Origin of the sequence: Prescottella defluvii, assembly GCF_000738775.1 — a bacterium.
Classification (GTDB): Bacteria; Actinomycetota; Actinomycetes; order Mycobacteriales; family Mycobacteriaceae; genus Prescottella; species Prescottella defluvii.
Window position 1 is genome coordinate 194,339 of record NZ_JPOC01000020.1, and the last position, 26,985, is coordinate 221,323.

The window sequence follows — 26,985 nt, forward strand, 5'->3', positions numbered from 1 at the left end:
CCGGCCAGAGGTGGCCCAGAGGTCGTCCGGTAGGCACCGGACGACCTGTAGTCGGCGAGTGTTCCGGCTCAGCCGGTCGCGGCGGCGCGCCGGTAGCCGCGGATCGCCGGGTAGATGAACACCGCCATCATGCCGAACGACCACGCCAGCGTCTGCAACACCGGTTCGAGGACCGGGCCGCCGACCGCGAGACCGCGCATGGCGTCGATGGCACACGACATCGGCTGAGCCGAGACCACCGGTTGCAGCCACGTCGGATAGGCCATCACGGGGACGAATCCGGAGTTGAAGAACATCAGCAGCGTGCACGCGATGGAGACGAGTTCAACGAGCGGAGCGTCGCCGGCGACCGTGGCCAGTGCCGTCACCATCATCGCGAAGCCCATCCCGAAGATCACCGGAATCACCAGCAACAGGATGCTCGGGAGGATCCCCTGATTCATCCGGAATCCGAGCGCGAACCCGACCGCCAGGATGATGACGGTCGTCGCCAGAACCCGCACGGCCTCCGCCATCATCCGCCCGACGAGGCCCGCGGCACGATGGATGGGCAGCGTCCAGAACCGCGACAGCAGACCCGTTTTCCGTTCGGTCCGCAGACCCACCGCACTCACGATCGAGCCGAACATCGCGCCGACGAGGATGATCATCGGAACCTGCCCGTAGATCGCGGGCATGCCGGTCGCTGCCGTCACGGTGTTACCGATGACGACCCGGAACATGATCAGCGTCAACGCCGGATAGAGCAGCGCCTGGATCATCGTCGACGGGTCGCGTGCCCACCGCATCAGCAGTCGTTTGCACTGGATCGAACTGTGCGTCCACAACGACTGCATCGACTGCTCGTCCCACGCGTTCACCGGGCGCGGGAAGCCGAGGCCACCGTCGTCGATCCGGCGATCCGGCGACGTCACGGCTGACCGGGAGAACTGGGAGTGTTCAGTCATCGTCGCCTCATACTTGCCCACCAGGCGAGCGGACCGAACACCGCTGCCAATCCGACGCACCATGCGGCTGCGGGGAACAACGTCGACGCCGACACCCCGCCCTCGGCCATGTCGCGCATGGCGAAGGAGAACTGGGAAATCGGCTGGTTACGGACGAACGGCCGGATCCATTCGGGGAATCCGGATTCCGGGACGAAACCACACGACAGCATCCCGAGGATCAGCTGCGGAAGGGCGAGCGCCTGCGCGGTCGCCTCGGGCGACTTCGACAGCGTGCCGATCGCGTCGGCACCGAGCGACAGGGTGAGACTGATCGCGAGGGCCATCACGCAGAAGAGGACCGCCGGAACGAATCCCGCACCGAACCGGAACCCGATCGCATAGCCGTACGCGAGCGCCGCCCCGAGCGCGATCGCCGAGCGGACCAGCGCACTGGTCATGCGGGACAGCAAGGGCACCGGACCCGACACCGGCATCGTCTTGAGCCTGGTCGTCAGCCCGTGCAGCGCCTCGACCGACGCCAGCTGCGACGCCGAGATCGCGGTGAAGGCCATCGCCTGCAACACGATGATCGGCATCAGGAACTGCGCGTAGTCGATCCCCTGCAGCTTCATCACGAACCGCAGCGGTAGATAGAAGCCGATGGTGAAGATCAGCGGAGCAATGATCGCGACGGCGAGCTCGCCCGTCTTCACCATCGTCTTGAGAGTCCGGCCGGTCAGCGCCACCCACTGCTGGAACCCGTTGGGGTCCGGACGGCGGTGCGAGCCGATCCGCCGTGCGGGCACGCTCACCGCGGCCTGCTTCGACGACGCGGACACCGAGATCCCCTTCGCGGCAGCACTCTCCGCCGAGGTCGTCATCGCTGATTCTCCGGTGCGGAATGGCCGGTCAAGGACAGGAAGACATCGTCGAGGGACGGTCGGCGCAACGCGATGTCGGCCAGTTCGATCCCCGCGGCATCGAGTCGTCGCAGCGCCTCGGACAGCGTGCCGGCCCCGTGCGGGGCCGGAATCGCGAGCCGATCGCTGTCCTCGGAGATCTCGGCACGAACCTCGATCGGAACCAGATTGCCGAGCGCATGCACCGCCCACGGCAGTTTCTGCGGATCGAGCGGAACGATCTCGCAGTAGCTGCCGCCGGTCCGCGCCTTCAGTTGGTCGGCCGTGCCCTCCGCGATCACCGTGCCGCGATCGATGACGATGATGTTGTCGCTGAGCAGGTCGGCCTCCTCGAGATACTGCGTGGTCAACAGCACCGTGATGCCCTGCGCCTTCAGCGTGTTGACGAGCGACCACACGCCCTGTCGACTGCGCGGGTCCAGGCCGGTCGTCGGCTCGTCGAGGAACACCACCTCGGGGCGGACCACCAGACCGCACGCGATGTCGATGCGGCGGCGCATGCCGCCCGAGTAGTTCCGCACCGCGCGCTTACCGGTATCGAGGAGATCGAACTCGGCGAGCAGTTCCTGGGCGCGCTGGCGGGCCGACGCGCGGTCGAGACCCATCAGCCGGCCGAACAGCTCGATGTTCTCGCGGCCCGACAGCGTCTCGTCGAGCGCGGCGTACTGGCCGGTCATCATGATCGACCGGCGGACGTCCGCGGCGTGGCTGACCACGTCGTGGCCGGCAACCATCGCTCGGCCGCTGTCGGGTCGGAGGAGCGTGGACAGCACCTTGACCGTCGTGGTCTTTCCGGCGCCGTTGGGCCCGAGAATGCCCAGAACAGTTCCGCGCTGGGCCTGGAAACTGACGCCCTGCAAAGCCTTCACATCGCCGAAGGACTTGTGGACATCGTCGACCAGTACCGCTGCGTCCTGGAATATGGGCATCGACACTCCGCTGTTTCACCTGGGTTCGGATGGGTGACCGCTCACAGGGTCCACGTGTCCATCCGTCGACGTGTAATCCCTCCGCTCCCGCAAAATGTTACCCGGCGCTGTGACGCGGGTCGTTCTGTGCGGTTTGCCCCGAGCGTCGCCCCGCGGCTCGGGATCCGTCGATTTCCCGGTCGGCCGTTTGTTTGATCAGTGCCAAATTCCGACGGTCTCCAGGTGCCGCACCAGGCGTTTTGCGCCGTCCTCGAAATGCGCGTGGGTCTCCGCTGCGACCGCCACGGCGTCGCGCGCGGCAAGCGCCGACAGCAGGCGTGTGTGACTCGCCACCGCCTCGTGCCCCCAGTCCGGGTCCGACGAGTAGAAGTGCGCCGGTGTGTAGCGCGTGGCATTGAGAAGGAACCACGACAACTTCCGCGCACCGGCCAGCCGATTGAGGATGCGGTGGAAACCGAACTCGAGTTCCTCGATCCGGGCGGCGTCCCGGTCGGCGACCGCACGCCGCAGCTGTTCGTTCACTGCCCGGAGCTCCGCGAGGGCGTCGTCGTCGACCACCTCTGTGGCCCGAACAGCCAGTTCCTCGGCGATCCGGCCCTGCAACCAGAAGAGGTCGTCGACGTCGTCACGACTGAGTGGGGCGACGACGTAGCCCCGGTGGGGGACCAGTTCGACGAGGCCCTCGCCGCGCAGCGTCAGTAGTGCCTCGCGTACCGGCGTGACGCTGACCCCCAGTTCGGCCGCGGTCTCGTCGAGGCGGATGAAGTCCCCGGGCCGCGCACCGCCCGACATGATCAGATTCCGCACGTGCACCGCGACATCGTCGGAGAGCTGCGGCCGGCGGTGCAACGTGCGCGGTGACGTGGGGCGAGGGGCGGCGGACGAGGTCATGAGCACTCCTTCGCGGGACGGGAACTCCCGCTGTCGTCTGCAGCCACCGCGGAGGGTTCGCGATCCGAACCGGTCGCTGTGACGCGTGCAACAGTTGATCGGATCGAATATATCGGGTGGGTGCCGCCCGACCCGCATCCGCAGCCGATCGACGCCGGCGCTCGCACTCAGGCCGGCGTCACCCACACGGTGATGTCCGCGCGGACCACCTCGGTGCCGTCCCTGTCGGTGAGCGAGACCGGGATGGTGAGTTCGGTGCCGGAGGTGATGGCCGGGAAGTCGGGGAGTGCGGACAGCGACGCGGTCGCACGCAGTCGGGTCTGCGCCTTCGTGACGTAGCGGACGTTCATCGACTTGGGAATCCATCTATGCGTGGACGGCACCGTGGCTTCCGCCAGCATGCCCATCGCGGCCTCGGCGAGATTGCAGGCGGCGATCGCGTGAAAGGTCTTGATGTGGTTGTGGACTCCCCACCACTTCGGGGCCGAGATCACGCAGAGTCCGGGTGCCAACTGCTCCACGCTCGGCAGCACGGTCGCGAAGTAGGGGACCCGGGCGCACATGCCGATCGAGAACAGTGCGCGGCCGAATCGGTTGGCGGGCAGGCGTTGCCAGCTTCGGTAGGTGGCGGTCGCGGTCGTCATGGAACGCAACCTTACTCATCGGTAAGATGTTCGGTGGTGATTCGAGTCGACAGCAGCCGTTGACCTCGGGCTTGTCCGTGAACCTGTCCCGGGATGTGATTTGAACTCTCGGGTCCACTACGGCATACTGATCGGGTTGCCTTGACTGAGACGTGATCCGTCGCGACTCGGGTCGGGCGGGATGAACGTCGAAGATCGCGTCGAAAGACCTGGTCACGGCGAATGCAAGACGGAAGCAGTACCCAGCTTTGCGCCCATTGCGGGTGCATCCGGTTCGAGTTTCCGAGGCTTCTGGAGAGCGATCTCCGGGGCCCGGGAATAAGTGGCAGGGCGACACGCCCGACCGCGTGGACCGGAGAACCATGACAGATGAACAGCGGCAGCGGATCGAGTGATGTCTCGGTCGCCATTCCAATGTTCGTGTCGTGTTTCAGTCCGGGGACTGTGCAGACGAGGTAGTCCCCGGCTCGATCGGGTTCTACGAAACGCGGCAAGAAAAGGACACTAAGCGTGGCGGGACAGAAGATCCGCATCAGGCTCAAGGCCTATGACCATGAGGCGATCGACGCGTCAGCGCGCAAGATCGTCGAGACGGTGACCCGTACCGGGGCCCGCGTGGTCGGCCCGGTGCCGTTGCCTACCGAGAAGAACGTGTACTGCGTCATCCGCTCGCCGCACAAGTACAAGGACTCGCGCGAGCACTTCGAGATGCGTACTCACAAGCGGCTGATCGACATCCTCGACCCGACGCCGAAGACGGTTGACGCGCTCATGCGTATCGACCTTCCGGCCAGCGTCGACGTCAACATTCAGTGAGCTTGGGAAGACGCAGCGGAGATAACACATGACTAATCAGATCAAGGGAATCCTGGGCACCAAGCTCGGCATGACCCAGGTCTTCGACGAGAACAACCGGGTCGTCCCGGTCACCGTCGTCAAGGCTGGGCCCAACGTCGTCACCCAGATTCGTACCGAAGAGCGTGACGGCTACAGCGCCGTGCAGCTGGCCTTCGGCGCCATCGACCCGCGCAAGGTGAACAAGCCCACCTCGGGCCAGTTCGCCAAGGCCGGCGTCACCCCGCGTCGCCACATCGTCGAGCTTCGTGTCGCCGACACCTCGGAGTACGAGGTCGGCCAGGAGCTCACTGCCGAGGTGTTCGAGGACGGCGCATACGTCGACGTCACCGGCACCAGCAAGGGCAAGGGCTTCGCCGGCACGATGAAGCGTCACGGCTTCTCCGGCCAGGGTGCCTCCCACGGCGCGCAGGCTGTCCACCGTCGCCCGGGCTCCATCGGTGGCTGTGCCACCCCCGGTCGCGTGTTCAAGGGCATGCGCATGTCGGGCCGCATGGGCTCCGACCGCATCACGACGCAGAACCTCTCGGTCCACAAGGTGGATGCCGAGAACGGTCTGCTGCTGATCAAGGGTGCGATCCCCGGCCGCAAGGGCGGCCTCGTGATCGTCAAGACCGCAGTGAAGGGTGGTGCGTCGGCATGACCGAGACCGCAACCAAGCTGACCCTCGACGTCAAGGCTGCCGGTGGCAAGACCAACGGCACTGTCGATCTCCCCTCGGAGATCTTCGACGCGACCGCGAACATCGCTCTGATGCATCAGGTCGTCGTCGCGCAGCTCGCCGCCGCACGTCAGGGCACCCACTCCACCAAGACCCGCGGTGAAGTCCGCGGTGGTGGCAAGAAGCCGTACCGCCAGAAGGGCACCGGCCGCGCACGTCAGGGCTCGACCCGTGCACCGCAGTTCGCCGGCGGTGGCGTCGTCCACGGCCCGCAGCCGCGTGACTACAGCCAGCGGACCCCCAAGAAGATGAAGGCTGCTGCTCTGCGTGGCGCCCTCTCCGATCGGGCTCGCAGCGAGCGCATCCACGTCATCACCGAGCTGGTCGCCGGGCAGGTCCCGTCCACCAAGTCGGCGAAGTCGTTCCTGGGTGAGATCTCGGATCGCAAGAAGCTTCTGCTCGTCGTCGGGCGCGAGGACATCGCTGCCTGGAAGAGCGTGCAGAACCTGGAAGGCGTGCACCCCATCGCACCCGACCAGCTCAACACCTACGACGTGCTCAACAGCGATGACGTCGTGTTCAGCCTCGAGGCTCTGAACACCTTCATCGCGGGCCCGGCCAAGAACGAGGAGGAGAGCAAGTGACCACCATCGCCGACCCCCGCGACATCTTGCTGGCCCCGGTCATCTCCGAGAAGTCCTACGGACTGATCGAGGAAGGCACCTACACCTTCCTGGTGCACCCGGACTCGAACAAGACGCAGATCAAGATCGCCGTCGAGAAGGTCTTCGGCGTCACGGTGACGAGCGTCAACACCGCCAACCGTCAGGGCAAGCGCAAGCGGACCCGCTTCGGTTACGGCAAGCGCAAGGACACCAAGCGTGCGCTCGTGACCCTCTCGGCCGACAGCAAGCCCATCGAGATCTTCGGAGGCCCGGTCGCGTAAGCGGGCGGGACTTGACGAGATATAGAGGACGAGAAGACTCATGGCAATCCGTAAGTACAAGCCGACTACCCCGGGCCGTCGTGGCTCGAGTGTCTCGGACTTCGCCGAGATCACTCGGTCGACGCCCGAGAAGTCGTTGGTTCGCCCGCTGCACGGTCGCGGTGGTCGTAACGCCCACGGTCGCATCACCACCCGTCACAAGGGTGGCGGTCACAAGCGCGCCTACCGGTTGATCGACTTCCGTCGCAACGACAAGGACGGCGTGCCGGCCAAGGTCGCTCACATCGAGTACGACCCCAACCGCACCGCCCGCATCGCGCTGCTGCACTACGCGGACGGCGAGAAGCGCTACATCATCGCCCCCAAGGGCCTGGTGCAGGGTGCCCCGATCGAGTCCGGCGCTACCGCCGACATCAAGCCGGGTAACAACCTGCCGCTGCGCAACATCCCCACCGGTACCACCATCCACGCAGTCGAGCTGCGTCCGGGTGGCGGCGCCAAGATGGCCCGTTCCGCCGGCGCCAGCATCCAGCTGCTGGGCAAGGAAGGCACCTACGCCACGCTGCGTATGCCGTCCGGTGAAATCCGTCGCGTCGACGTGCGCTGCCGCGCAACCGTCGGCGAGGTCGGCAACGCCGAGCAGTCGAACATCAACTGGGGCAAGGCCGGCCGTATGCGCTGGAAGGGCAAGCGCCCGACCGTCCGTGGTGTCGTGATGAACCCGGTCGACCACCCGCACGGTGGTGGTGAGGGTAAGACCTCCGGTGGTCGCCACCCGGTCAGCCCCTGGGGCAAGCCCGAGGGCCGCACCCGCAAGAACAAGGCGAGCGACAAGCTCATTGTCCGCCGCCGCCGTACCGGCAAGAACAAGCGCTAGGAGGGAGTGAAGGATGCCACGCAGCCTTAAGAAGGGCCCGTTCGTCGATGACCACCTCCTTGCGAAGGTGGACGTGCAGAACGAGAAGGGCACCAAGCAGGTCATCAAGACCTGGTCCCGTCGTTCCACGATCATCCCGGACTTCATCGGTCATACGTTTGCCGTCCACGACGGACGCAAGCACGTTCCGGTGTTCGTGTCGGATGCGATGGTTGGCCACAAGCTCGGAGAGTTTGCACCGACCAGGACGTTCAAGGGCCACATCAAGGACGACCGGAAGAGCAAGCGTCGATGAGTACTGAAACACAGAACCCCACTGCGAAGGCGGTCGCGCGCCACGTGCGCGTGACCCCCATGAAGGCGCGTCGTGTTGTGGACCTGGTCCGCGGACGCTCGGTCGAGGATGCACTGTCGATCCTCAAGTTCGCGCCGCAGGCCGCCAGCGAGCCGGTCGCCAAGGTGATCGCCAGCGCAGCCGCCAACGCGCAGAACAACCTGAACCTGGATCCCTCCACTCTCGTCGTCGCGACGGCGTTCGTGGACGAGGGCGCGACCCTCAAGCGGTTCCAGCCGCGCGCTCAGGGCCGGGCCTTCCGGATCCGCAAGCGTTCGAGCCACATCACGGTCATCGTGGAGAGCCGGACCAACGTGTCCGGTGCCTCGGGCCGTAATCGCCGGAAGGGAAGTGGTCAGTAGTGGGCCAGAAGATCAACCCGCACGGCTTCCGTCTCGGCATTACGACCGACTGGAAGTCGCGCTGGTACGCAGACAAGCAGTACGCGGAGTACGTCAAGGAAGACGTCGCGATCCGTAAGCTCCTCGCCACGGGCATGGAGCGGGCCGGCATCGCGAAGGTCGAGATCGAGCGCACCCGTGACCGTGTGCGTGTGGACATCCACACCGCACGCCCGGGCATCGTCATCGGCCGCCGCGGCGCCGAGGCCGATCGCATCCGCGCCGAGCTCGAGAAGCTGACCGGCAAGCAGGTCCAGCTGAACATCCTCGAGGTCAAGAACGCGGAGGCCGAGGCTCAGCTCGTGGCACAGGGTGTCGCCGAGCAGCTCTCGAACCGTGTCGCGTTCCGTCGCGCCATGCGCAAGGCCATCCAGTCGGCCATGCGTCAGCCGAACGTCAAGGGCATCCGCGTGCAGTGCTCGGGTCGCCTCGGCGGCGCCGAGATGAGTCGCTCGGAGTTCTACCGCGAGGGTCGCGTTCCGCTGCACACGCTGCGTGCGGACATCGACTACGGCCTCTACGAGGCCAAGACCACCTTCGGTCGCATCGGCGTGAAGGTCTGGATCTACAAGGGCGACATCGTCGGTGGCAAGCGTGAGCTGGCCGCAGGCGCTGCTGCTCCGGCGGATCGCCCGCGTCGCGAGCGTCCGAGCCGCCCGCGTCGCTCCGGTGCTGCCGGCACCACGGCGACCAGCACCGAGGCCGGTCGCGCTGCGACTGCAACCGCCGATGCTCCCGCTTCTACCGAGCAGAAGGAGGGCTGACGCATGTTGATCCCACGTCGGGTCAAGCACCGCAAGCAGCACCACCCGAGCCGTTCGGGTGCCGCCAAGGGCGGTACCCAGGTGGCCTTCGGTGAGTACGGCATCCAGGCTCTCGAGCCCGCCTACATCACCAACCGGCAGATCGAGTCCGCTCGTATCGCCATGACTCGCCACATCAAGCGTGGCGGCAAGATCTGGATCAACATCTTCCCGGATCGCCCGCTCACCAAGAAGCCTGCCGAGACCCGCATGGGTTCCGGTAAGGGTTCGCCGGAGTGGTGGGTCGCGAACGTCAAGCCCGGACGGGTGATGTTCGAGATGAGCTACCCGAACGAGGAGATCGCCCGCGAGGCCCTGCGCCGCGCGATGCACAAGCTCCCCTGCAAGTGCCGGATCGTGACGAGGGAGGAGCAGTTCTGATGGCAACCGCAAGCCCCGCTGCAGAGCTCCGCGAGCTGACCGAAGAAGAGCTGGTCACCAAGCTCCGTGAGTCGAAGGAAGAGCTGTTCAACCTTCGCTTCCAGATGGCCACCGGTCAGCTGGACAACAACCGCCGGCTGCGCACGGTCCGTCACGAGATTGCGCGCATCTACACCGTCCTGCGCGAGCGTGAGCTCGGCCTGGCCTCCGGTCCGGACGCAGGTGACGCGGCATGAGTGAGGAAAAGGCAGTGAGCACCAACAGCACCGAAGAGCGCGGCAGCCGCAAGGTCCGCATCGGCTACGTGGTCTCGGACAAGATGGAGAAGACCATCGTGGTCGAGCTGGAGGACCGGGTCAAGCACCCGCTCTACGGCAAGATCATCCGGCGGACCTCGAAGGTCAAGGCGCACGACGAGAACGGTATCGCCGGCGTCGGCGACCGCGTCCAGCTCATGGAGACCCGACCGCTGTCGGCGACCAAGCGCTGGCGTCTGGTCGAGGTCCTCGAGAAGGCCAAGTAAGAGCCGAAGAGTGTATCCAGTACGATGGTGGGGTTGCCCTGCGAAAGCAGTGGTGGCCCCACCATCGGCGGGTACAGACCGCGCGCGTCGGGTCGGAATCTGCCGCGCATGATCAGCGCGAACCACTGCGGTTCGCACTGGTCGAAACAAGCCAGGTCAAGGAGAAGTAAGTGATTCAGCAGGAGTCGCGACTGCGCGTCGCCGACAACACGGGTGCCAAGGAGATTCTCTGCATCCGCGTTCTCGGTGGCTCGTCTCGTCGCTACGCCGGGATCGGCGACATCATCGTCGCCACCGTCAAGGACGCGACCCCGGGTGGAAACGTGAAGAAGGGCGAGGTCGTCAAGGCCGTCATCGTCCGTACCGCCAAGGAGCGTCGTCGTCCGGACGGCTCGTACATCAAGTTCGACGAGAACGCTGCCGTCATCATCAAGGCGGACAACGATCCTCGTGGTACCCGAATCTTCGGACCCGTCGGCCGTGAGCTGCGCGAGAAGAAGTTCATGAAGATCGTCTCGCTCGCCCCGGAGGTGCTGTGATGAAGGTGCACAAGGGTGACACCGTGCTGGTCATCTCCGGCAAGGACAAGGGCGCGAAGGGCAAGGTCATCCAGGCCTTCCCCGCGACCAACAAGGTCCTGGTCGAGGGCGTGAACCGCATCAAGAAGCACACCGCGGTCTCTGCGAACGAGCGTGGCGCCTCCTCGGGCGGCATCGTGACGCAGGAAGCACCGATCAACGTTTCCAACGTCGCGGTCGTCGACTCGGACGGTAACCCCACTCGCGTGGGCTACCGCACCGATGAGGAGACCGGTAAGCGCGTTCGGATTTCCCGGAAGAACGGGAAGGACATCTGACATGACCTCCACTGAGAACAAGATCCAGCCGCGCCTGAAGCTCCGCTACCGTGCGGAGATCAAGGACGCGCTGAACGCGGAGTTCGCGTACGCGAACGTCATGCAGATCCCCGGCGTCGTCAAGGTCGTCGTCAACATGGGTGTCGGCGACGCCGCCCGTGACGCGAAGCTGATCAACGGCGCGGTTGCCGATCTCGCTCTGATCACCGGTCAGAAGCCTGAGATCCGCAAGGCTCGCAAGTCCATCGCGCAGTTCAAGCTGCGTGAGGGCATGCCGATCGGCGCGCGCGTCACGCTGCGTGGCGACCGCATGTGGGAGTTCCTGGATCGCCTGGTGTCGATCGCGCTGCCCCGTATCAGGGACTTCCGCGGTCTGTCGGGTAACCAGTTCGACGGCAACGGCAACTACACGTTCGGCCTCAACGAGCAGTCGATGTTCCACGAGATCGACGTGGACAAGATCGATCGTCCGCGCGGTATGGACATCACCGTCGTGACCACCGCCACCAACAACGAAGAAGGCCGTGCGCTGCTCAAGCACCTCGGCTTCCCGTTCAAGGAGAACTGAGCCCATGGCTAAGAAGGCACTGGTCAACAAGGCCAACAAGAAGCCGAAGTTCGCGGTGCGCGCGTACACCCGCTGCCAGAAGTGCGGCCGTCCGCACTCGGTGTTCCGCAAGTTCGGCCTGTGCCGTATCTGCGTTCGCGAGATGGCGCACGCCGGCGAGCTGCCGGGCGTTCACAAGAGCTCCTGGTAACCCCTTCCGGGCTACACAGATTTCCGTTCCGCATCCGCGGAACGGTGAAGGTAAGAACCACTTCGTTGTAGGCCCACGACCGGGCCGGCTCCGCTCCCCAGATTCGTCGGGGGAGCGGAGCCGGGATCGGTGTTGCATGGGAACCCCAGCGAGAAAGGTGCACAGGTCAACTCATGACCATGACTGATCCGATCGCAGACTTCTTGACTCGTCTGCGTAATGCCAACTCGGCGTACCACGATGAGGTGAAGCTGCCGCACTCGAAGATCAAGGCGAACATCGCCGAGATCCTCAAGCGCGAGGGTTACATCGCGGACTACCGCACCGAGGATGCCGAGGTCGGCAAGACGCTGATCGTCGACCTCAAGTACGGCCCGAGCCGCGAGCGCAGCCTCGCCGGCGTCCGCCGTGTTTCCAAGCCCGGTCTGCGCGTGTACGCGAAGTCCACCAACCTGCCCAAGGTCCTGGGCGGCCTCGGCGTGGCCATCATTTCCACGTCGTCCGGTCTGCTCACCGATCGTCAGGCGGCCAATCAGGGAGTGGGCGGGGAAGTCCTCGCCTACGTCTGGTAAGGGAGGCCACCACTATGTCGCGTATTGGAAAGATTCCGGTCGCCGTCCCCGCGGGCGTCGACGTGACCATCACCGGCCAGGACGTCGCGGTCAAGGGGCCCAAGGGCGCCCTGACGCTGACCGTCTCCGAGCCGATCTCGGTTGCCCAGGAGGACGGTGCCCTGCAGGTCACCCGTCCTGACGACGAGCGTCGCAGCCGTGCGCTGCACGGTCTGTCGCGCACCCTGGTGCAGAACATGATCGTCGGTGTGACCGCCGGTTACAACACCAAGATGGAGATCCACGGTGTCGGTTACCGTGTGGCGCTGAAGGGCCAGGACCTCGAGTTCTCCCTCGGCTTCAGCCACCCGGTCCTGATCGAGGCTCCGGAGGGCATCTCCTTCGCTGTCGAGACGCCGACCAGGTTCTCGATCTCCGGCATCGACAAGCAGAAGGTCGGCCAGATCGCGGCCAACATCCGTCGTCTGCGTAAGTCCGACCCGTACAAGGGCAAGGGCATCCGCTACGAGGGTGAGCAGGTCCGTCGCAAGGTCGGAAAGACGGGTAAGTGATATGAGCCAGACTGCAAATCAGAAAGCCAAGCGGATCCCGCTGGGCAAGGACGCGTCCACGACGCGTCGTCTGTCGAAGGCGCGTCGTCACTTCCGTCTCCGCAAGAAGGTCTCCGGCACCCCCGAGCGTCCCCGTCTGGTGGTGAACCGCTCCGCGCGGCACATCCACGTGCAGCTGGTGGACGATCTGGCCGGCAAGACCCTCGCCGCTGCGTCGACCATCGAGGCGGACGTTCGTGCGCTGGACGGCGACAAGAGCGCCCGCGGTGCCAAGGTCGGTCAGCTGATCGCCGAGCGTGCCAAGGCAGCCGGCGTGGACACCGTGGTCTTCGACCGCGGCGGCCACACCTACACGGGTCGCATCGCGGCCCTGGCTGACGCCGCTCGCGAAGGCGGGTTGAAGTTCTGATGACCAACATTACTAACGGAAGGAATGCCTGATGCCGGGACGTCAAAGGCGTGACGGCGGAAGCGGACCCGCCGGACAGAATGGGCCGAACAGCGGCAGTGGCGACAACCGTGGCGGCCGTGACCGTCGCGACAACCGCCGCGACAACGCTGCCGAGAAGTCGAACCACATCGAGCGGGTTGTCTCCATCAACCGTGTCTCGAAGGTCGTCAAGGGTGGTCGTCGCTTCAGCTTCACCGCTCTGGTGATCGTGGGCGACGGCAACGGACTCGTCGGCGTCGGCTACGGAAAGGCCAAGGAAGTTCCCGCGGCCATCCAGAAGGGTGTCGAGGAGGCTCGCAAGAGCTTCTTCCGCGTGCCGCTCATCGGCAGCACCATCACGCACCCGGTGCAGGGCGAGGCCGCTGCCGGCGTCGTCATGCTGCGTCCGGCCAGCCCCGGTACCGGCGTCATCGCCGGTGGCGCGGTGCGTGCCGTGCTCGAGTGCGCGGGTGTCTCCGACATCCTTGCGAAGTCGCTCGGTAGCGACAACGCGATCAACGTCGTGCATGCGACCGTTGCTGCCCTCAAGGGTCTGCAGCGTCCCGAAGAGGTTGCGGCTCGCCGTGGCCTGCCCATCGAGGACGTTGCCCCCGCCGGCATGCTGCGCGCTCGTGCACAGGCTGGGAGCGTGAAGTAATGGCACAGCTCAAGGTCACTCAGGTCAAGAGCACCATCGGCACCAAGCAGAACCAGCGGGACAGCCTGCGCACCCTCGGACTGAAGGGCATCCGTAAGACGGTTGTCCGCGAGGACAACGCGCAGAACCGCGGTCTGATCAACGTGGTGCGCCACCTCGTCACAGTTGAGGAGGTCTAACCATGACCATCAAGTTGCACCACCTCCGCCCCGCGCCGGGCGCCAAGACCGACAAGACTCGCGTCGGTCGCGGTGAAGGCTCGAAGGGTAAGACCGCGGGCCGCGGTACCAAGGGCACCAAGGCTCGCAAGAACGTTTCGGCCGCCTTCGAGGGTGGACAGATGCCGCTTCACATGCGTCTGCCCAAGCTCAAGGGCTTCACGAACCCGTTCCGCACCGAGTACCAGGTCGTCAACGTCGGCGACATCGCTCGTCTGTTCCCCGAGGGTGGACAGGTCGGCGTTGCCGAGCTCGTTGCCGCTGGCGCGGTTCGCAAGAACCAGCTCGTGAAGGTTCTCGCCGAGGGTGAGCTCACGGTTGCCGTTCAGGTGACCGCGAACAAGTTCTCCGGCGCTGCCAAGGAGAAGATCGCTGCTGCTGGTGGTTCCGCCACCGAGCTGTGATCTCGCTCAGCTAGTCGTCGAATGGCCGCAACTCTGCCCCAACGGGTCAGGTTGCGGCCATTCGTCGCTCTGCAGGTCGTTCTGTCGGCATAATGTTGAGTGTCCGGCCCCGGGAACGGGGCTGTGTTTTCATGTGTCACTGTTAGAGTTCTAGAGTTCTGCAATCCATGGGACGGGTCAATCGACTTGGCTCCCCGTATGTCGTGCGCCAGGAGGATCTTTGCTTTCCGCCTTTGTCTCGGCCATCAGGACGCCTGACCTGAGGCGGAAGATCCTCTTCACTCTCGGTCTCGTCGCGCTGTATCGCCTTGGCGCGACACTGCCGTCTCCTGGTGTCGACTACGGCAATGTCCGTGAATGTATCGACCAGGTGTCGGGCGGCGAATCCGCCGGCATCTACTCGCTGATCAACTTGTTCTCCGGCGGCGCGCTACTGCAGCTGTCGGTGTTCGCGATCGGCATCATGCCGTACATCACGGCGAGCATCATCGTGCAGCTGCTCACCGTCGTCATCCCGAAGTTCGAGGAACTCCGCAAGGAGGGCCAATCGGGCCAGGCGAAGATGACGCAGTACACGCGTTACCTGTCGATCGCTCTCGCGATCCTGCAGTCCACCGGCATTGTGGCTCTCGCGGCGCGAGGGCAGCTGCTGCAGGGCTGTTCGCAATCGATCATCGCCGACGAGAGTGTGTTCGGGCTGATCATCATCGTGCTCGTCATGACCGCCGGTGCGGCGCTCGTGATGTGGTTCGGTGAGCTGATCACCGAGCGCGGCGTCGGCAACGGAATGTCGCTGCTGATCTTCGCCGGTATCGCCTCGCGCATCCCGTCCGAGGGCAATGCGATCCTCGAAAGCCGCGGTGGCCTGACGTTCGCGCTCGTGTGTGTGGCCGCGCTGGCCATCATCGCCGGCGTCGTCTTCGTCGAGCAGGGCCAGCGGCGGATCCCGGTGCAGTACGCGAAGCGCATGGTCGGCCGCAAGATGTACGGCGGATCGTCGACCTACCTGCCGCTGAAGGTCAACCAGGCCGGCGTCATCCCGGTGATCTTCGCGTCGTCCCTGCTCTACCTGCCGAATCTGATCGCGCAGCTCACCGGCGCCAACACGAGCGCCGATCCGAGCTGGTGGCAGCGGTTCATCAACGAGTACCTGGTGAACCCGGCCAACCCGGTCTACATCCTGATCTACTTCGGCATGATCGTCTTTTTCACCTACTTCTACGTTGCGATCACCTTCAATCCGGAGGAACGCGCGGACGAGATGAAGAAGTTCGGCGGGTTCATTCCGGGCATCCGCCCGGGCCGTCCGACCGCCGACTACCTGAACTACGTACTGAGCCGTATCACCCTGCCGGGCGCCATCTACCTCGGCACCATCGCGGTCCTGCCGAATCTGTTCCTCGATATCGGCAATTCGGGCGGCGCGGCGAACCTGCCGTTCGGTGGCACCGCGGTGCTGATTATGGTCAGTGTGGGCCTCGATACCGTGAAGCAGATCGAGAGCCAGCTTATGCAGCGAAACTATGAAGGGTTCCTCAAGTGAGACTTGTCCTCCTTGGTCCTCCCGGTGCCGGTAAGGGCACCCAGGCCGCGATCCTGTCCGAGAAGCTGGGCGTTCCGCACATCTCCACCGGCGACCTCTTCCGCGCGAACATCGGGCAGCAGACGCCGCTCGGGCTCGAGGCCAAGAAGTACCTCGACGCAGGGGACCTGGTTCCCAGTGAGATCACGAACAACATGGTGAAGGCCCGCGTCGCCGAGCCCGACGCCGTCAACGGCTTCCTGCTCGACGGGTTCCCCCGCACGGTGGATCAGGCGAAGGCGCTCGAGGACATCCTCGAAGGCCTCGGTGCCAAGCTCGACGGTGTGCTCGCATTCGACGTCGACGACGACGTCGTGGTCGAGCGGATGCTCGCCCGCGGTCGCGCGGACGACACCGAGGACGTCATCCGCAACCGCATGCGCGTCTACCGCGAGGAGACGGCGCCCCTGCTCGACCACTACGCCGGCCAGATCGTCACCGTCGATGCTGTCGGCGCTGTCGAAGAGGTCAACGCCCGCGCTCTGGCCGCGCTGGGGAAGTAATGGCATTCGGCCGCAAGCGCAAGGTCGTTCCGTTCCGCACCGCGGGTGAGCTCGACGCCATGGCTGCTGCGGGCGCGATCGTCGGGACCGCCCTCGTGGCGGTGCGGGACGCGGCCAAGCCCGGTGTCAGCACCCTCGAGCTCGACCGGGTCGCCGAATCCGTCATCCGGGATGCCGGCGCGGTGCCGTCGTTCCTGGGCTACCACGGGTTCTCCGGCTCCATCTGCTCGTCGGTCAACGATCGCGTCGTGCACGGGATCCCGTCCGCGGACGACATCCTCGTCGAGGGTGATCTGGTCTCGATCGACTGTGGGGCCATCCTCGACGGTTGGCACGGCGATTCGGCATGGACGTTCGGTGTGGGTCAGCTCAGCGAGGCGGATGCTCAGCTGAGTGAGGCGACGCGGCTGTCGATGGAGGCCGGGATCGCGGCGATGGTCGAGGGCAACCGCCTCACCGACGTCTCGCATGCGATCGAGTTGGGCACGCATGCCGCGGAGAAGTTGCACGGCAGGCCCTACGGCATCGTCGACGGCTACGGCGGTCACGCGATCGGCCGTGAGATGCACATGGATCCGTTCCTGCCGAACGAGGGTGCCCCGGGTAAGGGCCCGCATCTGGTGATCGGGTCGGTTCTCGCGATCGAGCCGATGCTCACTCTCGGCACGTACGAGACCGAGGTCCTGGGCGACGACTGGACTGTCGTCACGACCGACGGAAGCCGTGCCGCCCACTGGGAGCACACCGTCGCGGTGACCGAGGACGGTCCGCGGATTCTCACGCTCCGTCCCGGAGACAACTGAAGATCTGCAAGACGCCGAACGGGCAGTGGATTGATCCACTGCCCGTTCGGCGTTTTCGTGTCTCGGCCGGGAGCGGCCGGGTCAGGCGTCGAGCAGGACGGTGACGGGTCCGTCGTTGACGAGGCTGACTCGCATGTCTGCGCCGAACCGGCCGGCCTCGACGGTTGCCCCCAGTTCCCGGAGTGCGGCGGCGAAGGCATCGACGAGGGGTTCGGCCACGGCGCGCGGCGCGGCCGGTGACCACGACGGTCGGCGACTCCGGCGGGTGTCGGCCATGAGGGTGAACTGGCTGACGACGAGGATCGGTGCGTCGACGTCGGACGCGGAGTTCTCGTCGTCGAGGATGCGCAGTCTCCACACGCGTCGCGCGAGGTTCGACGCCGCGGTGGGGTCGTCGTCGTGTCCGACGCCGAGCAGGACGAGTAGCCCCTGCCCGCCGTCGGCCGGTTCGATCCGGGCGACTTCCTCGCCGTCGATCTCGACGGCGGCCGAGGTGACGCGTTGGACGAGTGCGCGCATGAGCGGTGCGGATCCCTTCTCGAAGGATTGGGGGAGCGGTTCCCGGTGGAGTCTGCGGCGACTCGAGGACCCATTTGGCCTGGTTGGGAAATGCCGGTAAGATGGATCAACGGTGCGCCCTGCGTATCGGTTGACTGGCTGTCCGGCCTCGTGTCGGGAAGCGATCGTCGACCGGTAATGCCTGCGGGGTCGCCCTGTAGCGGATACCGGTGACGGTAGCCGATGCATCCAAACGCCACTCAACGGATCGCGGAGGATATGGCTAAGAAGGACGGGGCCATCGAGGTCGAGGGACGAGTTGTCGAGCCGCTGCCCAATGCGATGTTCCGCATTGAGCTGGAGAACGGCCACAAGGTCCTCGCACACATCAGCGGCAAGATGCGGCAGCACTACATTCGCATCCTTCCCGAGGACCGCGTGGTCGTGGAGCTGTCGCCCTACGACCTGTCGCGTGGACGCATCGTTTACCGCTACAAGTAAAAGCTTCCCCGGCCACATCCGGCCGGGGAAAACTGTGTCCGCCGTCCGGCGGACAGACAACAGGAGATCAGACGCAACGTGAAGGTTCAGCCTAGCGTCAAGAAGATCTGCGAGAAGTGCAAGGTGATTCGTCGTAACGGGCGCGTCATGGTGATCTGCGAGAACCTGCGTCACAAGCAGCGTCAGGGTTAATCCCAGCAGTACACGCTCTCTTCGAGATCTGCTTGGCAACAAGCGCAAAGAAGACCTCTCAGCACCAACCGCAACCCGGGCCCAGGGAGAAATCCCGAAGGCAGGTGGCGGTCGACCCCCGGCACGGAGGCCGGGGCCCCACTGCGATTCGAACGCAGAGTCTTACGCAGGGGACGGACTGGGAGCAGACCTCCGCACACCGATAGGAATGCCACATGGCACGTCTCGCAGGTGTTGATCTTCCTCGCGAAAAGCGCATGGAGATCGCACTGACCTACATCTACGGCATCGGCCGTACCACCTCCCAGGCGATCCTGGCTGCCACGGGTGTCAACCCGGACCTGCGCAGCAAGGATCTGACCGACGAGGACCTCGCCAAGCTCCGCGAGTACATCGAGGAGTCGGTGAAGGTGGAGGGTGACCTGCGCCGCGAGGTGCAGGCCGACATCCGTCGCAAGATCGAGATCGGCTGCTACCAGGGCCTGCGCCACCGTCGTGGTCTGCCCGTGCGTGGACAGCGCACCAAGACCAACGCTCGCACCCGTAAGGGTCCGAAGCGCACCGTCGCAGGAAAGAAGAAGTAATGCCCCCCAAGTCACGTAGCACCGGTCCGAAGAAGACCCAGAAGGCGCGTCGCAGGGACAAGAAGAACGTCCCGCACGGTGCCGCTCACATCAAGAGCACCTTCAACAACACGATCGTGTCGATCACCGACCCGGCCGGCAACGTCATCTCCTGGGCGTCGTCGGGCCACGTGGGCTTCAAGGGCTCGCGTAAGTCGACGCCGTTCGCTGCTCAGCTCGCTGCTGAGAACGCTGCCCGCAAGGCGCAGGAGCACGGCGTGAAGAAGGTCGACGTTTTCGTCAAGGGTCCGGGTTCGGGCCGCGAGACGGCGATCCGCTCGCTGCAGGCTGCAGGCCTCGAGGTCGGCACCATCTCCGATGTCACCCCCCAGCCGCACAACGGCTGCCGTCCGCCCAAGCGGCGTCGGGTTTAAGTAGCGGGAAGGATAGGTAAAAGAACATGGCACGTTATACCGGACCCATCACCCGCAAGTCGCGTCGTCTGCGCGTCGACCTCGTCGGAGGCGACCAGGCGTTCGAGCGGCGTCCTTACCCGCCGGGCCAGCACGGCCGCGCGCGCATCAAGGAGAGCGAGTACCTGCTCCAGCTGCAGGAGAAGCAGAAGGCTCGCTTCACCTACGGCGTCATGGAGAAGCAGTTCCGTCGCTACTACCAGGAGGCGGTCAACCGTCCCGGTAAGACCGGTGAGAACCTGCTCCAGATCCTGGAGTCGCGTCTCGACAACGTCGTGTACCGCGCAGGCCTCGCTCGCACCCGCCGTCAGGCGCGTCAGCTGGTCACGCACGGTCACCTTCTCGTGAACAACAAGAAGGTCGACATCCCCAGCTACCGCGTCTCGCAGTACGACATCATCGATGTCCGCGAGAAGTCGCTGGCGACGCTGCCCTTCCAGATCGCCCGCGAGACCCAGGGCGACCGCCCGATCCCGGGTTGGCTGCAGGTGGTCGGTGGACGTCTTCGCATCCTGGTGCACCAGCTCCCCGAGCGTGCGCAGATCGAGGTTCCGCTGCAGGAACAGCTGATCGTCGAGTTCTACTCGAAGTAAGGCGTGATGCCTGTGAGTGGCTGGTTCGCCGGCCACTCACAGGCCCCAGGCCTTTCCCATCGTGGGCGTCAAATAGCGGACGCCCGTACAGGAGGAAATCCAATGCTCATTTCTCAGCGACCCACGCTGACCGAAGAGGTCATCGCTGAAAACCGCTCGAAGTTCGTCATCGAGCCCCTCGAGCCTGGCTTCGGGTACACCCTCGGCAATTCGCTGCGCCGCACCCTGCTGTCGTCGATCCCCGGCGCTGCTGTCACCAGCATCCGTATCGACGGCGTCCTGCACGAGTTCACCACCGTCCCCGGTGTGAAGGAGGATGTCACCGACATCATCCTGAACCTCAAGGGCCTGGTCGTGAGCTCCGAAGAGGACGAGCCGGTCACCATGTACGTCCGCAAGCAGGGCCCCGGTGCCGTGACTGCAGGCGACATCGTTCCGCCGGCAGGTGTCACGGTCAACAACCCGGATCTGCACATCGCCACCCTGAACGACAAGGGAAAGCTGGAGATCGAGCTCGTCGTCGAGCGCGGTCGCGGCTATGTCCCCGCCGTCCAGAACAAGGCGTCCGGTGCCGAGATCGGCCGTATCCCGGTCGACTCGATCTACTCGCCGGTGCTCAAGGTCACCTACAAGGTGGAAGCGACTCGCGTCGAGCAGCGCACCGACTTCGATCGGTTGATTCTCGACGTCGAGACCAAGAATTCCATCACCGCTCGGGACGCGCTCGCTTCTGCGGGCAAGACCCTGGTTGAGCTCTTCGGCCTGGCCCGTGAGCTGAACGTCGAAGCAGAAGGCATCGAGATCGGACCCTCGCCCGCCGAGGCCGATCACATCGCTTCCTTCGGACTCCCCATCGAGGATCTGGACCTGACGGTCCGTTCCTACAACTGCCTCAAGCGCGAGGGTGTTCACACCGTCGGCGAGCTGGTTGGTCGTACCGAGTCCGATCTGCTGGACATCCGCAATTTCGGACAGAAGTCCATCGACGAGGTGAAGGTCAAGCTCCATTCGCTCGGCCTCGCACTCAAGGACAGCCCTGCGTCCTTCGACCCCACCACGGTTGCCGGTTACGACGCCGCCACCGGAACGTGGAGCGACACGGATGCCGGTTCCTTCAGCGACGCTGACGGGGCCGAGCAGGACTACGCCGAGACCGAACAGCTTTAACCCGTAGCCCCCGGCACATGGGCAAATGTGCTGGGCGAGCCCTAGAGGAGCTTCAATGCCCAAGCCCAAGAAGGGTGCCCGCTTCGGCGGGTCGGCGTCGCACCAGAAGGCGATCTTCGCGAATCTCGCGACCGCTCTCTTCGAGCACGGCCGAATCACCACCACGGAAGCCAAGGCCAAGGCCCTGCGTCCGTACGCCGAGAAGCTCGTGACCAAGGCCAAGGGTGGAACCCTGGCCGACCGCCGCGAGGTTCTCAAGGTCATCCGCAACAAGGACGTCGTGCACGCCCTGTTCGCGGAGATCGGCCCGTTCTACGCCGACCGCGATGGCGGTTACACCCGCATCATCAAGACCATTCCCCGCAAGGGCGACAACGCTCCGATGGCCATCATCGAGCTCGTCCAGGAGAAGACGGTCACCTCCGAGGCCGACCGCGCTCGTCGCGTCGCGGCTTCGCAGGCCCCGGCTGAGGAGAACGTGGTGGAGGCCGTCGAGGCCGACGCCACCGACGCCGAGGTCGATAACGCTGACGCTGTGATCGAGGCCGTCGAAGACGAGACCGCGACCGCAGCCGACGCCGACGAGGCCAAGAAGGACTAGTCCACTTGGTTTCGGCATCTGCCGCATCGAACGAACCCGCCGCTCCCTCCGGGGACGGCGGGTTCGTTCGCTTGCGGCTCGACATCTCGTACGACGGAACCGACTTCTCCGGGTGGGCACGTCAGCCCGGTCGCCGCACGGTGTGCGGTGAGATCGAGGAGAAGCTGAGTGCGATCGTGCGCACACCGGTGTTGCTGACGGTCGCCGGTCGTACCGACGCCGGGGTACATGCGAGCGGGCAGGTCGCGCACGTCGACGTCCCGGCCGACATGATCCCGGACGATCCGTCCCGGATGGTTCGACGGCTGGCACGGTTCCTGCCCAAGGACGTTCGGGTGAAGGCGGTCTCGTTCGCGCCCGAACATTTCGATGCCCGGTTCTCTGCGATCCGCCGGCACTACGAGTACAGATTGACGACGGCGCCGTACGGTGCGGAGCCGCTGCGGGCCCGGGACACGGTCGCGTGGCCCAAGGACGTGGACGTGGACGCGATGCGGGAGGCGTCGGCGCGACTGCTGGGCCTGCACGACTTCGCCGCGTTCTGCAAGCGCCGCGAGGGCGCGACGACGGTGCGTGAGTTGCAGCGCTTCGACTGGGCTGTGTCCGATGGCCGCTCCGCGGGCTCCGCTCCCGAGTCGGGCCACGAGCTCACCGCGTTCGTCAGCGCCGACGCGTTCTGCTGGTCGATGGTGCGCAGCCTCGTCGGTGCCGCGCTGGCGGTCGGTGAGGGTCGGCGCACGGTCGACTGGATGGCCGGCCTGCTGTCCGAGCGTGAACGCGCCAGCGCGGTGGCCGTCGCTCCGGCGCACGGGCTTTCGCTGGTGCGGGTCGACTATCCCGCGGACCAGGATCTGGCGGCCCGCAACGAGGCCACCCGGGAGATGCGCACGGCGATCGAGCCGGGTGGCGCCGGTTGCTGCGGCGGTTGAGGGTCAGCCCGCGAGCTGGCGGGCGATGACGAGGCGCTGAATCTGGTTGGTGCCCTCGAAGATCTGGGTGATCTTGGCTTCGCGCATGTACCGCTCGACGGGGAAGTCCTGCGTGTAGCCGTAGCCGCCGAACACCTGTACGGCATCGGTGGTGACCTTCATCGCGGCGTCGGTCGCGACGAGCTTCGCGACGGAGGCGTTGCGGGAGTAGGGCAGGCCGGCGTCGCGGCGTCGGGCGGCATCGATGTAGGTGGCGCGGGCGGAGTCGACGGCGGCGGCCATGTCGGCGAGGACGAAGCCCAGACCCTGGTGGTCGATGATCCGCTTGCCGAATGCCTTGCGCTCCTTGGCGTAGGCGACGGCGTCGTCGAGCGCGCCCTGTGCCAGGCCGACGGCGACGGCGGCGATGCCGAGTCGACCGGAGTCGAGGGCGCTGAACGCGATGGGCAGGCCCTGTCCGGTCTTGCCGATGAGCCGCTCGCCGGGGACGAAGGCGTCGTCGTAGTGTGCGGCGGTGGTCGGGACGGCGCGTAGTCCCATCTTCTCCTCGGGCTTGCCGAAGCTGAGGCCCTCGGTGTCCTTCGGGACCAGGAAGCACGAGATGCCGCGGGCGCCGTCGTCGCTCGTGCGGGCGAAGAGGGTGTAGAAGTCGGCGCGACCGCCGTTGGTGATCCATGCCTTGCTGCCGTTGATGCGGAAGCCGCCGTCGACCTCGGTGGCCCGGCACGTCAATGCGGCGGCGTCGGAACCGGCCTGCGGTTCGGACAGGCTGTAGGCGCCGATGGTCTCGCCGCCGAGCATGTCGGGCAGCCACTGCGCCTTCTGCTCGTCGGTGCCGTGGGTGGCGAGGGCGAAGCAGGACAGGCTGTGCACGCTGGTGGCGACCGCGACGGCCGCCCAGCGCGCGGCGATCTCCTCGAGCACCTGCAGGTAGACCTCGTACGGCTGGTCGCCGCCGCCGAACTCCTCGGGGTACGGCAGGCTCAGCAGGCCGGCCCGGCCGAGGGCGGGGAAGACGCCGTCGGGGAACGTCTCGTTCTTCTCGTGGCCGTCGACGATCGGTGCCAGCACCTTGTCCGCGACGTCGCGGGTGAGGTCGATCAGATCGTGGGCTTCCTGGGTGGGCAGCAGGCGTTCGACGGGCACGGCGTTCTCCTCGCGAATGTGACGAGCTCGAAAAATAGTACTGATGACGATACTCCAGTACTGTTTTGAGTATGGCAACCCCGGTGAAGATGACGGCCCGACGACTCGCGCTGTTCGACGCCCTCGTGGACCTCATCCTCGCGGAGGGGTTCGCTCATCTCACCCTCGACGACCTCGCAGCCCGCCTGCACTGCTCCAAGTCCACGCTGTACCGGCTCGCGGACAGCAAGGAACAGCTGGTGCGGGCCGCCACGGTGCACTTCTTCCGCGGCGCGACCGACCGGGTCGAGGCGAGTCTCGCCGGGGCCGTAGGCGCCCGCGAACGCATCCGGATGTACCTGGAGGCGGTGGGGGAGCAGTTGCGGCCCGCGTCGGCGCGGTTCATGGAGGATCTCGCCGCGGAATCGGCGGCGCGCGAGGTGTACGAGCGCAACACCCGGTTCGCCGCCCGGCGGGTCCAGGAACTGATCACCGAGGGCGTCGCCGCCGGTGAACTGCGTGACGCGCACGCGGCGTTCGTCGGCGACGTCGCGGCAGCGGTGATGGTGCGGATCCAGCAGCGTCAGGTGTCGGCGTCGACGGGGCTCGACGACGCCCAGGCCTACCAGGAACTCGCGGTCCTGCTGACCCGCGGACTCTGACCGCACGCTCTACGATCGGACCGGAAAGGGGGCGTGCCGATGACCGAACCGGGCCGACCGCTGCGGCTGGAAGTGATCGTGGGAAGTGTCCGTGCGAAACGGTTCGCGCCGGTGGTCGTGGACTGGGTCGTCGAGCGGGCCCGTCGTCGCGAGGAGTTCGACACCTCGGTCCTCGACCTGGCAGATTCCCCTCTGCCCCTGGATCTTTCGCCGACGCCGGAGGCCGAGCGGTTCTCCCGACGGATCGGCGACGCCGACGCGTTCGTCGTGGTGACCAGCGAGTACAACCACGGCTACCCGGCGGCACTCAAGACCGCACTCGACACCGTCAAGTACGAGTGGCGGGCCAAGCCGGTGGCGTTCGTCGCGTACGGCGGAATGTCGGGTGGGCTGCGCGCGGTGGAGCAACTCCGCCAGGTGGTGGCCGAACTGCAGATGGTGTCGATCCGGGAGACCGTCAGTTTCCATCAGGCGCGCAAGCACTTCGACCCGACGGACGGCGCCGCGAACGACGCGGCTGAGCGCATGCTCACGCAGTTGTCGTGGTGGGCCGACGCCCTCCGCTCCCAGCGGGAACGGCGACCGTATCCGGGCTGACGGTCACCGGGCGCCGACGAGTCCGGTGGGCGTACGTCCGCGTCCGATGAAGGCGGTCTCGGACGCGATCGTCACCAACGCCAGTTCGACGTGTCGGTCGCCGGTGGTGAGCACCACCCGATCGCCGGCCGCACCCGGTTGCATGATCGCGAGGTCGGGAGCCGTCGGTGGCCACTGGCGGGGATGGCTGTGGAGATGGATGGTCGTGACACCCGCCCGCGCCGGCGGTGCCGGGACCCCGTCGACGACGACCGTGTCGAATCCCGTGTCGGACCAGGAGGATTCGCCCGCGGCCCGCAGTCGGGTCGGGGTTGCGACGACGCCGATCAGCATCGCCCACGCGTGCGGACGATCGGTGTGGATCAGGACGCGGGCGCCGGTCGCCACCGCCCGGAACACCACCTGCTGGGCCAGATACAGCTCGCCGGCCAGGTACACGTCGACGACGCCGCGACCGGTGACTCGGGCCGTCACCGCGTGTCCGTGGGCGTCGGAGCCCACCAGTTGGCCGCAGCCCGCGACGGGCAGTGCGAGCGCGTCGAGGTCGGCTCGGTCGATCTCGGACAGCGGCGTCAGGCCGTCGAGGTGCGGCGAGGACGTGGGCAGGTGGGACAACAGGGCGTCGCGGTGGCGACCCTGCATGGTGATCACGCCCGGAACGGCGAGTTGCTCCGGTGTGCTGCGCACCGTGCGGCGGAAGGCCGCGCCTGCCCGGACCGAGCCCGGCCGGCCCGACGGGCGGAGCCGGATCGCCACGGTGGTTCCCACGCTCGGTGCGGCCCACACCGCGGTGAGCACCTCCCGGGAGAGCCGGCGGGGATCGATGGCGTTGCCGACGTTGACCACTCCCGGCAACGGCACGTGGGACCAGTCCTGATCCATCGCGGTCGGGTGCACGCCGCGGCAGATCCGCGCCGAGGCCGACTCGATCTCCGATGCCGTCAGGATCCGCGATCGGCATCCGGCGTCGGCGAGTGCGCGGACCACGCGACGCGCCGCGACGGCCACCGTGCGCGACGCGCCCTCCTCACCGCCGCCCCTGCGGGCGACGGACTCCGGGTGGTCGGCGGCATCGAAGCGCAGCACGATCCACACACCGCGCTGCGCGACGGCGGGCAGCGGCCCGACCAGGCTGTCGTACACGTCGGCGGCGGGCGTGCCGGCGACCGCGCGACTGCCGTGGCTGACGATGTCGATCCCGCTCAGGCTGACGTCGTGCTGTTCGAGGCAGTCGGCGAGGGCCGACACCGGAACGCACTCACCCGAATCGAACGACTCGCGCGTGATCCGGGTCCAGCCCCGCTGCGGCGGGAGCAGCTCCACGACAGCCAGGACCTGACCGTCGATCCAGTGCAGCCCCACCGATTCGCCGGGTGAACGGAAGTCCGCGGAGTGTCCTGCGACGGGCCGGCGGTTGCGGAGGAAGAGCCACACGGACCCTAGCCAGGACAACGTCATCCGCCCACCGACCCGGGCGAACATCACGCCGCCGGCGACGAAGGCCGAGACGGCCGCGGCCCACAGCGGCAGCCCGGCGAGCAGCGCGAGCAGGCACGCGACGGCCGCGAGAATCTGCGCGACGATCACGGTCGCCACCGGTACGGCGGGTGTGTGCCGACGGCGTCGGGCACGGAATTGGTCCACGGATCCTCCCC

Annotated in this window: 42 protein-coding genes; 34 read left to right on the forward strand and 8 right to left on the reverse strand. The window is 66.2% G+C overall.

Annotation, left to right across the window (positions count from 1 at the left end; all coding sequences use genetic code 11):
- Positions 1-68 precede the first annotated feature (68 nt).
- The 5 genes from IJ15_RS0107665 to IJ15_RS0107685 all read right to left on the reverse strand — a co-directional run bounded on the left by IJ15_RS0107665 (position 69) and on the right by IJ15_RS0107685 (position 4,313).
- Positions 69-947 (reverse strand): ABC transporter permease, encoded by an 879-nt coding sequence (locus IJ15_RS0107665; protein WP_031937755.1) that lies wholly within the window; start codon positions 945-947, stop codon positions 69-71.
- Positions 944-1,810 carry an ABC transporter permease gene (locus tag IJ15_RS0107670; protein WP_031937756.1) on the reverse strand — a complete coding sequence of 289 codons (867 nt, stop codon included), beginning with the start codon at positions 1,808-1,810 and terminating at the stop codon, positions 944-946. Before IJ15_RS0107670 ends, IJ15_RS0107665 begins: the two co-directional genes overlap by 4 nt.
- A complete protein-coding gene (locus IJ15_RS0107675; protein WP_031937757.1) occupies positions 1,807-2,778 on the reverse strand; it encodes an ATP-binding cassette domain-containing protein in 972 nt (323 codons plus the stop codon). The genes IJ15_RS0107670 and IJ15_RS0107675 overlap by 4 nt, the downstream gene beginning before the upstream one ends.
- 195 nt (positions 2,779-2,973) lie before the next feature.
- Positions 2,974-3,669 (reverse strand): GntR family transcriptional regulator, encoded by a 696-nt coding sequence (locus IJ15_RS0107680; RefSeq protein WP_031937758.1) that lies wholly within the window; start codon positions 3,667-3,669, stop codon positions 2,974-2,976.
- Between the two features lie 167 nt (positions 3,670-3,836).
- Complete coding sequence (locus tag IJ15_RS0107685) at positions 3,837-4,313, reverse strand: hotdog fold domain-containing protein (RefSeq protein WP_031937759.1); 477 nt, start codon at positions 4,311-4,313, stop codon at positions 3,837-3,839.
- Between the two features lie 510 nt (positions 4,314-4,823).
- On the opposite strand from IJ15_RS0107685, the gene rpsJ reads away from it, so the two are divergent.
- The 24 genes from rpsJ (at position 4,824) to map (ending at position 17,429) form a co-directional block, all read left to right on the forward strand.
- Positions 4,824-5,129: a 30S ribosomal protein S10 gene (gene rpsJ / locus IJ15_RS0107690; protein ID WP_003938093.1), complete on the forward strand. Its 306-nt coding sequence runs from the start codon at positions 4,824-4,826 to the stop codon at positions 5,127-5,129.
- Positions 5,130-5,157: 28 nt separating this feature from the next.
- Entirely contained in the window at positions 5,158-5,811 is a 654-nt protein-coding gene (gene rplC / locus IJ15_RS0107695; RefSeq protein WP_031937760.1) for a 50S ribosomal protein L3, read from the forward strand.
- On the forward strand, positions 5,808-6,473 hold the full coding sequence (gene rplD, locus IJ15_RS0107700; protein ID WP_031937761.1) for a 50S ribosomal protein L4: 666 nt from the start codon (positions 5,808-5,810) through the stop codon (positions 6,471-6,473). The genes rplC and rplD overlap by 4 nt, the downstream gene beginning before the upstream one ends.
- Entirely contained in the window at positions 6,470-6,775 is a 306-nt protein-coding gene (rplW, locus tag IJ15_RS0107705; protein ID WP_005518367.1) for a 50S ribosomal protein L23, read from the forward strand. Before rplD ends, rplW begins: the two co-directional genes overlap by 4 nt.
- A 40-nt stretch (positions 6,776-6,815) precedes the next feature.
- The gene (rplB, locus tag IJ15_RS0107710) at positions 6,816-7,652 is read left to right on the forward strand and encodes a 50S ribosomal protein L2 (protein ID WP_031937762.1); all 837 of its coding nucleotides are present in this window, start codon (positions 6,816-6,818) and stop codon (positions 7,650-7,652) included.
- Between the two features lie 13 nt (positions 7,653-7,665).
- A complete protein-coding gene (rpsS, locus tag IJ15_RS0107715; RefSeq protein WP_031937763.1) occupies positions 7,666-7,947 on the forward strand; it encodes a 30S ribosomal protein S19 in 282 nt (93 codons plus the stop codon).
- Positions 7,944-8,348, forward strand: a complete 405-nt coding sequence (gene rplV / locus IJ15_RS0107720; RefSeq protein WP_031937764.1) for a 50S ribosomal protein L22 — start codon at positions 7,944-7,946, stop codon at positions 8,346-8,348. Before rpsS ends, rplV begins: the two co-directional genes overlap by 4 nt.
- Positions 8,348-9,151, forward strand: coding sequence for a 30S ribosomal protein S3 (gene rpsC / locus IJ15_RS0107725; RefSeq protein WP_031937765.1), 804 nt, complete (start codon positions 8,348-8,350; stop codon positions 9,149-9,151). Before rplV ends, rpsC begins: the two co-directional genes overlap by 1 nt.
- Before the next feature lie 3 nt (positions 9,152-9,154).
- Positions 9,155-9,571: a 50S ribosomal protein L16 gene (gene rplP, locus IJ15_RS0107730; RefSeq protein ID WP_031937766.1), complete on the forward strand. Its 417-nt coding sequence runs from the start codon at positions 9,155-9,157 to the stop codon at positions 9,569-9,571.
- Positions 9,571-9,807, forward strand: coding sequence for a 50S ribosomal protein L29 (rpmC, locus tag IJ15_RS0107735; RefSeq protein WP_031937767.1), 237 nt, complete (start codon positions 9,571-9,573; stop codon positions 9,805-9,807). The genes rplP and rpmC overlap by 1 nt, the downstream gene beginning before the upstream one ends.
- The gene (gene rpsQ / locus IJ15_RS0107740) at positions 9,804-10,094 is read left to right on the forward strand and encodes a 30S ribosomal protein S17 (protein ID WP_031937768.1); all 291 of its coding nucleotides are present in this window, start codon (positions 9,804-9,806) and stop codon (positions 10,092-10,094) included. The genes rpmC and rpsQ overlap by 4 nt, the downstream gene beginning before the upstream one ends.
- A gap of 170 nt (positions 10,095-10,264) precedes the next feature.
- Positions 10,265-10,633, forward strand: coding sequence for a 50S ribosomal protein L14 (gene rplN, locus IJ15_RS0107745; protein ID WP_031937769.1), 369 nt, complete (start codon positions 10,265-10,267; stop codon positions 10,631-10,633).
- On the forward strand, positions 10,633-10,950 hold the full coding sequence (rplX, locus tag IJ15_RS0107750; protein ID WP_031937770.1) for a 50S ribosomal protein L24: 318 nt from the start codon (positions 10,633-10,635) through the stop codon (positions 10,948-10,950). The genes rplN and rplX overlap by 1 nt, the downstream gene beginning before the upstream one ends.
- Before the next feature lies 1 nt (position 10,951).
- Positions 10,952-11,518: a 50S ribosomal protein L5 gene (gene rplE / locus IJ15_RS0107755; protein WP_031937771.1), complete on the forward strand. Its 567-nt coding sequence runs from the start codon at positions 10,952-10,954 to the stop codon at positions 11,516-11,518.
- Between the two features lie 4 nt (positions 11,519-11,522).
- Entirely contained in the window at positions 11,523-11,708 is a 186-nt protein-coding gene (locus tag IJ15_RS0107760) for a type Z 30S ribosomal protein S14 (RefSeq protein ID WP_005518383.1), read from the forward strand.
- A 173-nt stretch (positions 11,709-11,881) separates the two neighbouring features.
- Positions 11,882-12,280: a 30S ribosomal protein S8 gene (rpsH, locus tag IJ15_RS0107765; protein WP_031937772.1), complete on the forward strand. Its 399-nt coding sequence runs from the start codon at positions 11,882-11,884 to the stop codon at positions 12,278-12,280.
- Positions 12,281-12,294: 14 nt separating this feature from the next.
- A complete protein-coding gene (gene rplF, locus IJ15_RS0107770; protein ID WP_031937773.1) occupies positions 12,295-12,831 on the forward strand; it encodes a 50S ribosomal protein L6 in 537 nt (178 codons plus the stop codon).
- A 1-nt stretch (position 12,832) separates the two neighbouring features.
- Positions 12,833-13,240, forward strand: a complete 408-nt coding sequence (rplR, locus tag IJ15_RS0107775; protein WP_031937774.1) for a 50S ribosomal protein L18 — start codon at positions 12,833-12,835, stop codon at positions 13,238-13,240.
- A 31-nt stretch (positions 13,241-13,271) separates the two neighbouring features.
- A complete protein-coding gene (rpsE, locus tag IJ15_RS0107780) occupies positions 13,272-13,919 on the forward strand; it encodes a 30S ribosomal protein S5 (protein ID WP_031937775.1) in 648 nt (215 codons plus the stop codon).
- Positions 13,919-14,098: a 50S ribosomal protein L30 gene (rpmD, locus tag IJ15_RS0107785; protein ID WP_031937776.1), complete on the forward strand. Its 180-nt coding sequence runs from the start codon at positions 13,919-13,921 to the stop codon at positions 14,096-14,098. The genes rpsE and rpmD overlap by 1 nt, the downstream gene beginning before the upstream one ends.
- Before the next feature lie 2 nt (positions 14,099-14,100).
- Positions 14,101-14,541, forward strand: coding sequence for a 50S ribosomal protein L15 (gene rplO / locus IJ15_RS0107790; RefSeq protein WP_031937777.1), 441 nt, complete (start codon positions 14,101-14,103; stop codon positions 14,539-14,541).
- A 220-nt stretch (positions 14,542-14,761) separates the two neighbouring features.
- Complete coding sequence (secY, locus tag IJ15_RS0107795) at positions 14,762-16,084, forward strand: preprotein translocase subunit SecY (RefSeq protein ID WP_031937778.1); 1,323 nt, start codon at positions 14,762-14,764, stop codon at positions 16,082-16,084.
- Positions 16,081-16,626: an adenylate kinase gene (locus tag IJ15_RS0107800; protein ID WP_031937779.1), complete on the forward strand. Its 546-nt coding sequence runs from the start codon at positions 16,081-16,083 to the stop codon at positions 16,624-16,626. The genes secY and IJ15_RS0107800 overlap by 4 nt, the downstream gene beginning before the upstream one ends.
- Entirely contained in the window at positions 16,626-17,429 is an 804-nt protein-coding gene (map, locus tag IJ15_RS0107805) for a type I methionyl aminopeptidase (protein ID WP_031937780.1), read from the forward strand. The genes IJ15_RS0107800 and map overlap by 1 nt, the downstream gene beginning before the upstream one ends.
- 81 nt (positions 17,430-17,510) lie before the next feature.
- Here the strand turns inward: map and dtd are convergent, their stop codons facing one another.
- A complete protein-coding gene (gene dtd, locus IJ15_RS0107810; protein ID WP_031937781.1) occupies positions 17,511-17,948 on the reverse strand; it encodes a D-aminoacyl-tRNA deacylase in 438 nt (145 codons plus the stop codon).
- A gap of 258 nt (positions 17,949-18,206) precedes the next feature.
- On the opposite strand from dtd, the gene infA reads away from it, so the two are divergent.
- From infA to truA, 8 genes are all read left to right on the forward strand, one after another.
- Positions 18,207-18,428 carry a translation initiation factor IF-1 gene (gene infA, locus IJ15_RS0107815; RefSeq protein WP_003418601.1) on the forward strand — a complete coding sequence of 74 codons (222 nt, stop codon included), beginning with the start codon at positions 18,207-18,209 and terminating at the stop codon, positions 18,426-18,428.
- A gap of 78 nt (positions 18,429-18,506) precedes the next feature.
- Positions 18,507-18,620, forward strand: coding sequence for a 50S ribosomal protein L36 (rpmJ, locus tag IJ15_RS25540; protein WP_003938068.1), 114 nt, complete (start codon positions 18,507-18,509; stop codon positions 18,618-18,620).
- A 215-nt stretch (positions 18,621-18,835) separates the two neighbouring features.
- Positions 18,836-19,204, forward strand: coding sequence for a 30S ribosomal protein S13 (rpsM, locus tag IJ15_RS0107820; protein ID WP_031937782.1), 369 nt, complete (start codon positions 18,836-18,838; stop codon positions 19,202-19,204).
- On the forward strand, positions 19,204-19,617 hold the full coding sequence (rpsK, locus tag IJ15_RS0107825) for a 30S ribosomal protein S11 (protein ID WP_005239680.1): 414 nt from the start codon (positions 19,204-19,206) through the stop codon (positions 19,615-19,617). Before rpsM ends, rpsK begins: the two co-directional genes overlap by 1 nt.
- 26 nt (positions 19,618-19,643) lie before the next feature.
- Positions 19,644-20,249 (forward strand): 30S ribosomal protein S4, encoded by a 606-nt coding sequence (gene rpsD, locus IJ15_RS0107830; RefSeq protein ID WP_031937783.1) that lies wholly within the window; start codon positions 19,644-19,646, stop codon positions 20,247-20,249.
- A gap of 102 nt (positions 20,250-20,351) precedes the next feature.
- Positions 20,352-21,416 (forward strand): DNA-directed RNA polymerase subunit alpha, encoded by a 1,065-nt coding sequence (locus tag IJ15_RS0107835; protein WP_031937784.1) that lies wholly within the window; start codon positions 20,352-20,354, stop codon positions 21,414-21,416.
- A gap of 55 nt (positions 21,417-21,471) precedes the next feature.
- Entirely contained in the window at positions 21,472-22,017 is a 546-nt protein-coding gene (gene rplQ, locus IJ15_RS0107840; RefSeq protein ID WP_031937785.1) for a 50S ribosomal protein L17, read from the forward strand.
- A gap of 5 nt (positions 22,018-22,022) precedes the next feature.
- On the forward strand, positions 22,023-22,946 hold the full coding sequence (gene truA, locus IJ15_RS0107845; RefSeq protein ID WP_081880634.1) for a tRNA pseudouridine(38-40) synthase TruA: 924 nt from the start codon (positions 22,023-22,025) through the stop codon (positions 22,944-22,946).
- 3 nt (positions 22,947-22,949) lie between these two features.
- On the opposite strand, the gene IJ15_RS0107850 is transcribed toward truA, so the two are convergent.
- Positions 22,950-24,092 (reverse strand): acyl-CoA dehydrogenase family protein, encoded by a 1,143-nt coding sequence (locus IJ15_RS0107850; RefSeq protein WP_031937787.1) that lies wholly within the window; start codon positions 24,090-24,092, stop codon positions 22,950-22,952.
- A 71-nt stretch (positions 24,093-24,163) separates the two neighbouring features.
- Between IJ15_RS0107850 and IJ15_RS0107855 the strand changes: the two genes are divergently transcribed.
- On the forward strand, positions 24,164-24,733 hold the full coding sequence (locus tag IJ15_RS0107855) for a TetR/AcrR family transcriptional regulator (RefSeq protein WP_031937788.1): 570 nt from the start codon (positions 24,164-24,166) through the stop codon (positions 24,731-24,733).
- Positions 24,734-24,772: 39 nt separating this feature from the next.
- The gene (locus IJ15_RS0107860) at positions 24,773-25,330 is read left to right on the forward strand and encodes an NADPH-dependent FMN reductase (protein WP_031937789.1); all 558 of its coding nucleotides are present in this window, start codon (positions 24,773-24,775) and stop codon (positions 25,328-25,330) included.
- Positions 25,331-25,333: 3 nt separating this feature from the next.
- Here IJ15_RS0107860 and eccE read toward each other — a convergent pair whose 3' ends face one another.
- On the reverse strand, positions 25,334-26,974 hold the full coding sequence (gene eccE, locus IJ15_RS0107865; protein ID WP_031937790.1) for a type VII secretion protein EccE: 1,641 nt from the start codon (positions 26,972-26,974) through the stop codon (positions 25,334-25,336).
- Between the last annotated feature and the right edge of the window lie 11 nt (positions 26,975-26,985).